This window comes from Cyanobacteria bacterium GSL.Bin1 (assembly GCA_009909085.1).
GTDB lineage: Bacteria > Cyanobacteriota > Cyanobacteriia > Cyanobacteriales > Rubidibacteraceae > Halothece.
The window spans coordinates 1-11,215 of record JAAANX010000032.1; the positions used below are offsets into that span (position 1 = coordinate 1).

Consider the following 11,215-nt stretch of genomic DNA (forward strand, 5'->3'; position numbering starts at 1 on the left):
GGTGTTCCTGAGCCTGTCGAAGGATGTCCTGTCGGACTTTTATTTGTTTGGTGACGATTCATCCCCCACTAATCTGACGCTATAGTGGGGGTCTTCTCGTCACATTAAGATAATTGAGATAAATAAAGTAAAATAAAGGTAATTTCGGTGAAAAAAATTAAATTCATCGAACCAGCTCAGTAGTTTTTATTGTAACTTCTTTGAGCAAACATCTAGCCTGAACATTTTACAGTTTAAATACACAGTTCTTCCTCTCAATTCCGACTCCCTAGCCAGAGACACAAGCCCGAACGGTTGCTACAACAGACTGAGCAAGAGCATCCAAATCATATCCCCCTTCCAAGCCGAATAAAATACAAGGAGTTATGGAGAGGCACATTTCGGTCAACTGTCGATAATCATCAGGGGCAAGGGCAATTTCTGCCAAAGGATCCGCTGCATTCGCATCATAACCGGCGCTGACTAACAGTAAATCAGGTTCAAACTGACTTAAAAATGGCATCACCTGTTCCTCAATAACGGGTTGATACTCATTCCAAGTACTGCCTGCTGACAGGGGAAGATTGAGCACATTATTGTAAGCCCCTTGCTCTTCTGCTTGACCCGTTCCCGGATAGCAAGGAGACTGATGCAGGGAACAGTAAATAATATCTGGCGAATTTTCCACCAAAGACTGAGTCCCATTGCCATGATGAACATCCCAATCGAGAATTGCCACCCGATTCACTTGTGGTTTGGTTAAAGCATAATGCGCCGCGATCGCGCAATTAGAAAACAAGCAAAACCCCATTCCCCGTTGCCTCTCCGCATGATGTCCCGGCGGACGCGCCAATACCAATGCTGGTTGATGGTTAGTCAACACTTGATCCACCCCATCGAACCAAGCACTCACTGCCAACAGAGCAACCTCGTAACTATCTGCAGAAACGCCTGTATCCATATCAAGTCTGCCGCCCCCCTGTTTAGCAAGTTGCGCCACTTCTTCCACATAGTCAGGACTATGGAGTTTCTCTACCCAAGAATGAATATCTCGTTCCTGATGCGGGGTGGGTTCTTGCCAGTCTAGCTCGTTTTCTTTAAACGTCGTGCGGAGTGCCTCAACAATTGCTTTTAGACGCTCGGGTCGCTCTGGATGTAAACGTCCGGTTCGGTGTTTGAGAAACTGGTCAGAATAGATAGTCGGCAACATAATTGGGAGAGATTTATGAATACAGAATGCGGTCGCCAATACCAACGGCAAGAGAGTGAACCCCTTGATCAATTTCGCGATCATTCAGCTATTTTAGCTTAACTGTACCGATGAATCCTTAATCAGAATTATTCAATTCTGCCGTAATAAGCAATTACTTCAATTTGAGACAATTCTTCACGCTTTAGCCAAGCCCACATCTGATCGCCAAGGGAAAAATGCCACCATTCTTGGGGATGTTGGCGAAATCCAGCCGTGACCATGATCTGTTTGAGGAGTTCTCGTCGTTGTTGATAGAGTTGTGCAGAGGGGGTGGTACGATTTTGATAAAAATCAGGGAAAGATCGCTCAGAAATTTCATCAATTTCACCCCCAAAATCAATGGTTTCTCCCTTTTCGTTAACCAAAGTAATATCAACGGCAGCGCCGGTACTATGCGGTGGCGGTGTTTTCGGATTATGGCTGGGTTGCGCCCAGAATTTTGCCACTTGTTGCACAATTTCTTGATCTGATAAGCTGGAAGATTGTTGACGCAGCATATCAAAGGTATACTCAACCATAAACTGTTGCACCGCTAAGGGTCGGTAGGCATCAAAAATTTGAATCTGCCAAGCCGGGTATTCTTTTTGGAGCTGGTTTTGAGCATGCTGTAGCGCTTTCAATACGCCCTGACGGACCCAATAAGGAGAAACCTTGCCATAGGGCGCGCCCAACTTTTGGTAAGGGTGAGGTGTAACAAAGGCAAACTCAGAGGTGGGAATCATAACCAAATCTTCACCGCACTCTTGAATTGGAATTTGTTGGTAGGGTTTAGTCATGAGCGTTTTTTGTAGTCTCCCATACAACTTAACGCAGCCGTGTCGGTGACAATTTTAGATGACAATTGATAAGTATGAGCGTGATCGTGCCTTGCGTAGCCAACCTCCGATCAAATCTAAATCTGTAAGTGCTCTCAACTGTTCTGTCACGTACTCGACCATCGCACTGCATACCGTGGCAACCGCTCTGATGTCACACTATGACATTGATGAAGTGAAAGCCTGTCAATTTTGGTATCATGGTCTAAGTGATATTTATCATATTGAAACAGTTAGCGCACGCTATATTTTTCGGATCTCTCATCATCATTGGCGATCGCGCTCCGATATTCAATTTGAACTGGAATTCCTCAGGTTTTTACGACACCATGGGCTGCCCGTGGCATCTCCAATTCCCACCAACACGGGAGAACTCTGCTTAGAAATCACTGCCCCAGAAGGGGAACGTTATGGGACTCTGTTTGAATATGCCCAAGGATCGGTTCCCATTGGCGATTTTGACTGCACTCAAAGCCATCGCTTAGGCGAAACCGTTGCGAAACTGCATCGAGTGAGTTACCACTTTTCTCCCGGCAGCCAACGCTCGTCCTTGACCCCAGAATTGATGATCGACGATTCCTTGGCAATCATTATTCCTTTTTTTGAAAAACGCCCTTGGGATTGGGAAACCTTATGCGCGATCGCGCAACGCACCAAAGAACAACTGCACAATTTACCCCAAACTCCCCCCTTTTGGACAGTCTGCTGGGGCGATCCCCATAGCGGCAATACGCACTTTACCGACAATCATCAATTGACTCTCTTCGACTTTGATCAATGTGGCTATAGTTGGCGCGCCTTTGATATTGCAAAGTTCCGTCAAGTCTCACTGCAAGCCGGATGTGGTCCCAAAATCCGCAAAGCTTTCCTGCAAGGATATCAAACCATTACTGCTTTGAGTCAGTTGGAAATGGACTGTTTACAAGCCCTTACCGTGGCTGCCTTTATTTGGGCTTGGGGGATTAATCTCAACCGTGCCATGTGTTTTGAATACAGCCGTCTTGATCATCGCTACTTTACCCGTCGCTTAGAACACCTGAAGCAGTTACACGCTGACAATAGTCGGATCTTTTGAGAGTGTTAGCAGGATTCTCGGTTTCGGCAAGATAGCCGGTTCGATGGCTAATTCAAAGGCAGTATAATTCCCTTCTAAATTTTGGACAATGGTGCGAGTATTTACTATCAGCATTCCTAAATAAGAGTTCGCTTCGCTGTTGGGTGCGCCGATGGAGTCGGAATAAAGTTCTGGTTCGGCTAATTTAACCCCGGCTTCATTCGCTACAGTTTTAATTAAAGTGGGATTAATTGTGGTTTCGGCAAAAATCGCCGGTACATTACTTTCTTTAACGGCATTTGACAGGTTTTTAACGGTTTGCGCACTGGGTTGTTCTTCGGTACTAATACCAATTAAGGTTCCAGTGACTTCTAAACCGTAGGCGCGAGCATAGTATTGAAAGGCATCATGAGTGGTAACCAGTTGTCGCTGATCGGCAGGAATGGTTTGAATTTGTTGGATGATCCAACTGTCGAGTTGCTCTAATTTTTCTGTATATTCTGCTGCATTTTCTCGAAATTCGGCTTCATCTTCTGGAGACAGTTCAATGAGGCGATCGCGAATCGCATTGACCATCGCGATCACGTTTTCAGCATCGCCCCAAACATGGGGATCAGGCACTCTTTGACCGTCATAATCATAGTCAAAAGGGGTGACCACTTCTCCCACTGCCAATGTTTTCTCTTCACTAATTCCCGTCCCCTTCATCACCTTAATCAATTCTGGTTCTAAATTATGACCGTTATAAAAAATGAGATCCGCTTCTTCCATCGCCCGACTATCCGCAGGTACCGGTTCATAAACGTGGGGATCCGCGCCCGGTTCAAGAATGCCAGTGACTTTGATTTCATCGCCGCCCACTTGTTTTGTCCAGTCGGTAATCATGGTGCTGGTGGTAACAACATTCGGTTTTTCATTTTCTCCAGCATTGCGATTGCTGGGGGTAGTTTCGCTACAGCTACTGATCACAAGCCCCGTGAGGACACCCACCATTGCAAGCCAGGATTTAGGGAACAAATGAGTCATCATGCTTTTTTCCTCAGTGAATAAATTTATTTCATTATCTTTTCATTTTTAATGGAAATTATGCTACCATAGCCCAAAGCATTTTCACAATTGTTTCATTTTTGAGCTACGCTCAAATTAAGGAGGGTAAATTAGCGATGACGAGTATCAGTTTTCCACGGAATCCCGCAGCAAGTATTCAGATTTCGGATTTAGAAGTTCAGTATCGGCGAGTGCTAGCCTTAAAGGAAGTGAATTGTCAAGTGAGTCCCGGACGGGTGACGGGAATGATTGGTCCGAATGGGGCGGGAAAAAGTACTTTGATTAAAGCGATGCTGGGATTAGTCAATCCGGTTCGGGGAAGGGTTCATTTTCGAGAACAACCGCTGCGGGAACAGTTGGAGAGGGTGGCTTATTTACCGCAACGGTCTAAAATTGATTGGACCTATCCCGCGACGGTTTGGGATGTGGTGATGATGGGACGAATTCGGAAAACGGGCTGGTTTAACCGCTTTTCCACGGTCTCGCGACGGGTTGCAAATGAGGCGTTAGAACGAGTCGGAATGAGTGAATTTCGCGATCGCGCGATCGGACAACTCTCTGGCGGGCAACAACAGCGGGTATTTATTGCGAAAGCCCTGGCAGAAGAAGCCCATATTTTCTGTTTTGATGAACCGCTTGCAGGCATTGATCAAAAAACGGAGCAAGTCATTTTCGATCTCCTCCACGAACTGGCAGATGCGGGAAAAATTGTTTTAGTGGTGCATCACGATTTAGGAGAATCCATTCGCAATTTTGATGATTTGATTTTGTTAAACCGAGAGTTAGTGGCGTATGGGGCGCGACAAACGGTTTTAAATGCGAGGAACTTAGAACAAGCTTACGGCGCTCAAGTGGCATTTTTCTCGGAACACGCTGCATGAGGGAAAGAAACTGATGTGGGAAACTTTAATTGAACCGTTGCAATATAGCTTTATGCAGCGATCGCTGGTTGCTGCTATTTTAGTGGGGATTATTTGTGCTACTGTGGGAACTTATTTGATGGTACAGCGACTGGCACTGCTGGGGGAGGCTGTCAGTCACTCGGTTTTACCGGGGTTAGCCATTGCATTTATTTTAGGGATTGATATTTTTGTTGGCGCGTTTATTGCGGGGGTCATTAGTGCGGTAATGATTGCTTGGGTGAGGACGCGATCGCCGATTAAAGAAGATGCTGCAATGGGGATTATTTATTCGGCTTTTTTTTCCTTGGGGATTACCTTAATCTCCATTGTTCAAAAGAATAATAAAGTGGATTTGTTGCACTTTCTCTTTGGTAATATTCTGGGCGTGACGACCAGAGATGTCATCAATACCGCTGCGATTACTGTCATTGTTTTGACTGTTATCATCCTCCTCTATAAAGAATTGCTCTTTTATACTTTTGACCCCGAAGGGGCGCAAGCGGCGGGATTACCGATCAATCTGCTCGACTTTGGCTTAATTATTTTAATGTCGCTGACGATTGTCGCGAGTCTGACCACCGTCGGTTTAGCACTTGTGGTGGCGATGTTAATTACCCCGGGTGCAACTGCATATTTACTAGTGAAACGCTTACAGCAGATGATGATTTTCGGGTCAATCATTGGCGTCATTTCTAGTATCAGCGGCATGTATTTAAGTTACTACTTTAATATTCCTTCCGGTCCCGCGATCGTAATGGTGGCGTTTGGCTTCTTTATGCTGGCGTTCTTGTTTAGTCCCACTCAGGGCGTTTTAACTAATCCCAGTACACAAGGGTCTGGACAATCACAAATTTGGCGGGAGATTAAAGGGTTACTGGCTACCAAGCAGTAACCTCTTTACAGAAATCGCCGTAAAGCCCACGTGCTTTAGCCGTGGGATATAAGGGGGGAGTTGAGGGGTTCAATGCCCCGAAAACGACCAAATCCTCACGCTTGGCTCCGGTACGATCTGTGTTATACTTTAATTAAGTTACGCCAATATCTTCAGCGTTAAATGATTGTTCTAGAGTTCAAACTTAAAGGAAAGAAAACTCAATATTCAGCCATTGATGAAGCCATTCGCACGGCTCAGTTTGTGCGAAACAAATGTCTTCGCTATTGGATGGATCATGAAAACATCAGTCGCAAATTGTTGTATCGTTATAATACTCAATTGCGAAAAGAATTTCCTTTGGTTAAAGAGCTTAACTCAACAGCTTGTCAGGCATCAGTTGAAAGATGTTGGTCTTCAATTGCTCGTTTTTATGATCACTGTCAAAAACAACTAGCTGGTCAAAAGGGGTCTCCAAAGTTTAAGAAGAATTCTCGCTCTATTGAGTATAAACAATCGGGGTGGAAGCTTATTGATCCGAAACACATTGAGTTCACTGATCAAAAAGGGATTGGAAAACTTAAACTTATTGGAACTTGGGATTTGGGTTTTTATTCAGAAGACCAAATTAAAAGAGTCAGATTGGTTCGCAGAGCAGACGGGTATTATTGCCAGTTTTGTCTTGCAATTGAAGTCAAAGAAACTCTACCAGCTACGCATAATACAATTGGTTTGGATGTTGGACTTAAAGAATTTTATACCGACTCAAAAGGGAACACAGAGTCTAATCCAAGGTATTATCGTAAGTCAGAACCCAAACTGAAGAAGAATCAACGCCGAGTTTCTAGAAAAGTTAAAGGCTCATCCAACCGTAAAAAAGCAATTAAGAGATTAGGACGAACTCATCTCAAAATAAGTAGGCAGCGAAAAGAGTTTGCGAAGAGACTCGCGCTCCGTGTTGTCCGGTCTAACGATCTGGTCGCCTACGAAGATTTGAGAATTAAAAATTTAGTTAGGAATAACTGTTTATCCAAGTCGATTAATGATGCGGGTTGGTATGAATTTAGAAAATGGTTGGAGTATTTTGGAACTAAATATGGAAGGATAACGATTGCCGTTGCTCCCAATTATACGTCTCAAAACTGTTCTAATTGCGGTGCTGTTGTTAAAAAATCTCTCTCTCAAAGAACACATATTTGTCAATGTGGTTGTCAATTAGATAGAGATCATAATGCAGCACTAAATATTCTAAATCAAGCCTTAAGTACGTCAGGGCATGGCGGAACTTGGATCATCGATCCGAACGCTTCGGGAGATTTGTGAGGGGCTGTGTGCGGAATTCATTTCCGCACCTTGTAAGCCCCGTCCTCTACTAATGTTGGAGAAATCCTGCATCAGCAAGACGAGTCGCAGAACGAAGAATCCCACGGCTTTAGCGTAGCGTAGCCGTGCGGAGTGTCAAAGGTTATCCGGGCAGTCAATCATATTTTGGACAAGGAAGACTCATTGAATTGACTACATCCCAAAAAGGTGATCTGATCGGGGATTTTTCATTGTAATCAATAAGCGCGATCGCGCTCTTGTGAAATCAAAAAAGTAAGGAAAGTCAACAAAGTTAAGCAAACAAGCCATTATCAAAGCGTTCAGTTCACTTACAGTTGAAGATTAGATTGAAAAAGTTTTAATAATTGAAAAATTCTAAAGAGCCGTCAAAAATCAGGAAGTTTCCAGGGCTAAGGAGTTGAAATCACGACCCGAACTCCTTATAATCAAACTATTGCTTCTCGATCTAATTTTGCCCTTATTTGTAATCTCCATTAATTCTGATTGTAAACATGAATTACCAGGTTTCAGGTCGATCCCTGTCCCCCCAAGGGTCCCTCCACCACATCTTATTCATTCAAAACCTGGATCAGAGCTTAATCCAGCGCTTAGACCCCACCAGCTATGCCCTCCGCCAAGATCGCGACGGCAATCTCACCCTGGCTTCCCCCCTCATTGAGCCCGACCCCTCTCATTCCCCAAAAGCCCTTTTACTGCGCCTTCCCGTTCCTGCTCCCCAAAGATACGCCTTTCGCCTCCTGGACAATCACTGCGAGAGCGAACCCCAGTCTCCTCCCTTCCTCGTCAATGGTCACCCCGGTTCCTGCCATGATCTCGTTCATGGTGACCTGGTTCAACTTGCTCAGGGAGTCAGTTTCAGATACTACACCATTCCCAGCAGCTTAGACCTCGCCACCTTGCAAGATTTACTGCAACTGTCCAATGGCGAACACTGGTATGAAACCTGCTTAAACATCTTTAATTCCTTTTCCACCGCCTCCGCTGACTTGACCGCCTCCACTTTACAAGCCAGCTTAAATCATCTCGCCTTATTAACCGAGTTCACCCCTGAACTCATCATCGAAATCGATTTTCAGGGCAACCTTTTATATCTCAATGCTACCGCCTGGAAACAATTCCCAGACTTACTCGAGCAGGGTCAATCCCATCCCTTATTCTCCGGTCTCCAACTTAATGAGGAGCACCTGGCCCCACAAGAAATTACCCTCGCCCAGAAGCGATTTTTCCGCACCCCCCAATGGGACCCGGTACATCGGCGGCTGCGGATCTTTGTCCGGCCCAGCCCGGAAACGCCTCTTGGCTCTCACTCAGGGGAATTAGAGACCCGCCCTGAACCAGTTCTTCCAGCCCCACCTCCCGCCAGTGACCCCCCACCCTATGATTATTTAACCCACTTACCCGAGCGCGGGGCGTTGGAAAGCTATTTACAAGCCCGATTAGCTCAGAAGCAAGAGGACTTCATCGCCGTCTGTTTGCTCGATTTCGATGGGTTTACCCGGATTAACGAAGTCTTTGGCTATCGCGAGGGGGATCAGATCTTGCAAGCTCTCAGCGCCCGATTAAAAGAAGTCTTAAGTGAAAACACCTTTTTCGGGCGTTGGGCTGGGGATGAGTTTATGATCATCTTATCGGCAAGCACCTTAGAACAGATTCATCAGGTGGCTCAAACCGTGATTGCCCGCTTTCAGTCCCAGGTGGTGGTAGAGAAACATGAAACTTATGTCACAGCGAGCATGGGCATTTCCTTAGCCCCTCAACAAGGAGAGGAAGCAGCGCCTCTGATTGAAAAAGCCTATACCGCTCTGAGACAGGCTAAACATCAAGGAAAACAATGCTATCAGCTTTACAGCCCTGAAATTGCCATGGAAACCCCAAACCCCTGGCAAGAAGAACTGAAATTTGCTCTGGAACGAGATCAACTTTCAGTCCACTATCAACCCATTGTTAACCCCCAAACGGGAAGGATTTTGAGCCTGGAGGCCCTCCTCCGTTGGCAACATCCCCAATACGGGTTCATTGACCCGGCTCAATTTATTCCCCTAGCCGAGGAGACGGGACTGATCTTTGCCATGGGAGAATGGATTTTACGCACGGTTTGTCTTCAACATCAGCGTTGGCAGCGGATGGGATTACCGAAACTGTCCATCGCCATTAATTTTTCTTCTCGGCAATTGCAACAGCCTGAGCTGAGAGCCAAAATTTCCCAAATCTTAGAACAGACAGAGTTGGAATCTCGCTACTTAATGATTGAAGTGAAGGAAGAGACTCTGGTGGAAGACTTAACCCATGCGCCAAGGATTTTTTGGGAATTAGTGGAGTTAGGATTGCGTTTCTGTGTCGATAATTTTGGTCAGGGGAGTTCCTCATTTAGCCGTCTCCAGCAGTTGCCCATTGCTAGCTTAAAGACAGATCGGTCTTTAGTGGAGAACCTACTCAATGAAAATCATGAAAATGAGGAGGCGGCAGTGAGAGTGTTAGAAGCGATCTTAAAGTTGAGTAAAAGTCTGAAACTACAGCTGGTGGTCAAAGGGGTGGAGAATAAGGAACAATTGGCTTTGTTAAGAGAACTGCAAGCGCAGGCGGTCCAAGGCGATTTTATTTATGGGGCGATGCCCAGTTTTCAAATCACGCAGATTTTGCAAAAACACTTTCAACATGCAGTTTAAATGAAAGCAGGGCAAGGAGGCTCACTACAGTCGTGTCGTCAAAAACTCAATGTGATTAGTGATCATCATTTCCGTAATTTTTTCAAATTCACCACACCTCTAAGGTCAACTCGATATCTATCCAGCCACTGCTACTTGTCTGATGAGTCAAATTAATTCCCGGGCCAGTAAAAGTCATCTGTATAGTACCTCGGGCAGGACCTGCTAAGGTAATAATATGACGACCTCTAGAGAGATAAGGTGCGAGATCAATTGAAATTCCATTGGTGTCAAACGTACTCAGTAACTTTCCATCTAAACGAAGTTCTCCGGAGAGTCCTGCTGTACCAGTGATAGTTAACTCATGAGACTGATTCAATTCTTCAGCATTAAGATCAAGTGTTGTTCGATATTTACTTACTGAAGAAGCATAAACATACTGAGAAACTTGTTGATTAGAGATAGATTGTGTTGCTGTCGATTGATTTAACTGAATGTTGTTATCGCTAGTGCTATAGATGCGAGAGTGGTAAAACATGGCAAGTGTGGCTGTCAAAATAATTGTGTAGGATAAGAGTCGTCTCTTCATATCATGACTCACTCCCAAATATTTTTTGTCAAAAGTTGGCTAGAGTCGGAGTTTTTCCAAGAAACCTTTAAACCTTTCCAGTTGTGTAGAAAGGTTTCATCTAGCGACGACGGCGCTGAGTTTGATCGCGCTCAGGGCGCGAAACAGTATCTGCAGTATTATGAACATCTAATTGCACTTCCACCGGTATCACTACACTTGAACCAGATTGATTTGAATCACTTTCTTCTGAGGAATTAATCTGGTGCCTTGATCGTCGTTTTTGAACAACAGGGTCAGTGCCACCCACCTGAATTTGACGGCTCGTACTGACAGAACGATTTCGGTTACAATTCTTTGGTGTGTCAATTTCGACCTCGTTAGACTGCTGGGCAGGCTCACGACTGCCATTAACTGCGACTTGAACTGATGTATCAGCAACGACACATTGAGCTAGGGTGGGAGTTTTTGCTGAAAATGCCCAAATCAATAAACCAGCTAAGGGAATTACCCTAAATAAAGAAATTTTATTCATTTTTTTTGATGACTCACGCTAAATTAATAGATCCAGAGGCTAAAGAGATCTGCTGTGGTTCCACTGGAGAGGGAAAAGTTCTTTCAACAAAAGATCCGTGGGACTCCCCCACCTCGGAACAGGTGGGGGAGGAAAGCGGGTGAGTCGATACCGCTCGATGCGGTTGAGACTCACATTTTCTTAGGCTACACATAAGCCATTCG

Annotated in this window: 10 protein-coding genes; 5 read left to right on the forward strand and 5 right to left on the reverse strand. The window is 45.0% G+C overall.

Going from position 1 to position 11,215, the window contains the following annotated elements; translation table 11 throughout:
* Positions 1 to 268: 268 nt before the first annotated feature.
* Complete coding sequence (locus GVY04_01840; GenBank protein NBD14915.1) at positions 269 to 1,189, reverse strand: histone deacetylase; 921 nt, start codon at positions 1,187 to 1,189, stop codon at positions 269 to 271.
* Between the two features lie 128 nt (positions 1,190 to 1,317).
* On the reverse strand, positions 1,318 to 2,007 hold the full coding sequence (locus tag GVY04_01845; protein NBD14916.1) for a D-alanyl-D-alanine dipeptidase: 690 nt from the start codon (positions 2,005 to 2,007) through the stop codon (positions 1,318 to 1,320).
* 58 nt (positions 2,008 to 2,065) lie between these two features.
* On the opposite strand from GVY04_01845, the gene GVY04_01850 reads away from it, so the two are divergent.
* Positions 2,066 to 3,121 carry a phosphotransferase gene (locus GVY04_01850; protein ID NBD14917.1) on the forward strand — a complete coding sequence of 352 codons (1,056 nt, stop codon included), beginning with the start codon at positions 2,066 to 2,068 and terminating at the stop codon, positions 3,119 to 3,121.
* Here GVY04_01850 and GVY04_01855 read toward each other — a convergent pair.
* Positions 3,092 to 4,129 carry a zinc ABC transporter solute-binding protein gene (locus GVY04_01855; GenBank protein NBD14918.1) on the reverse strand — a complete coding sequence of 346 codons (1,038 nt, stop codon included), beginning with the start codon at positions 4,127 to 4,129 and terminating at the stop codon, positions 3,092 to 3,094. The two genes, GVY04_01850 and GVY04_01855, sit on opposite strands and share 30 nt — an antisense overlap.
* Before the next feature lie 134 nt (positions 4,130 to 4,263).
* On the opposite strand from GVY04_01855, the gene GVY04_01860 reads away from it, so the two are divergent.
* From GVY04_01860 to GVY04_01875, 4 genes are all read left to right on the forward strand, one after another.
* Positions 4,264 to 5,028 (forward strand): ATP-binding cassette domain-containing protein, encoded by a 765-nt coding sequence (locus GVY04_01860; protein NBD14919.1) that lies wholly within the window; start codon positions 4,264 to 4,266, stop codon positions 5,026 to 5,028.
* Positions 5,029 to 5,041: 13 nt separating this feature from the next.
* Positions 5,042 to 5,941 (forward strand): iron chelate uptake ABC transporter family permease subunit, encoded by a 900-nt coding sequence (locus GVY04_01865; GenBank protein NBD14920.1) that lies wholly within the window; start codon positions 5,042 to 5,044, stop codon positions 5,939 to 5,941.
* A 162-nt stretch (positions 5,942 to 6,103) separates the two neighbouring features.
* Positions 6,104 to 7,243 (forward strand): transposase, encoded by a 1,140-nt coding sequence (locus GVY04_01870; GenBank protein ID NBD14921.1) that lies wholly within the window; start codon positions 6,104 to 6,106, stop codon positions 7,241 to 7,243.
* 512 nt (positions 7,244 to 7,755) lie between these two features.
* Positions 7,756 to 9,930: an EAL domain-containing protein gene (locus GVY04_01875; GenBank protein ID NBD14922.1), complete on the forward strand. Its 2,175-nt coding sequence runs from the start codon at positions 7,756 to 7,758 to the stop codon at positions 9,928 to 9,930.
* An 88-nt stretch (positions 9,931 to 10,018) separates the two neighbouring features.
* Here GVY04_01875 and GVY04_01880 read toward each other — a convergent pair whose 3' ends face one another.
* Positions 10,019 to 10,498, reverse strand: a complete 480-nt coding sequence (locus tag GVY04_01880; GenBank protein ID NBD14923.1) for a hypothetical protein — start codon at positions 10,496 to 10,498, stop codon at positions 10,019 to 10,021.
* Positions 10,499 to 10,598: 100 nt separating this feature from the next.
* Positions 10,599 to 11,012: a hypothetical protein gene (locus GVY04_01885; GenBank protein NBD14924.1), complete on the reverse strand. Its 414-nt coding sequence runs from the start codon at positions 11,010 to 11,012 to the stop codon at positions 10,599 to 10,601.
* Positions 11,013 to 11,215: the final 203 nt, after the last annotated feature.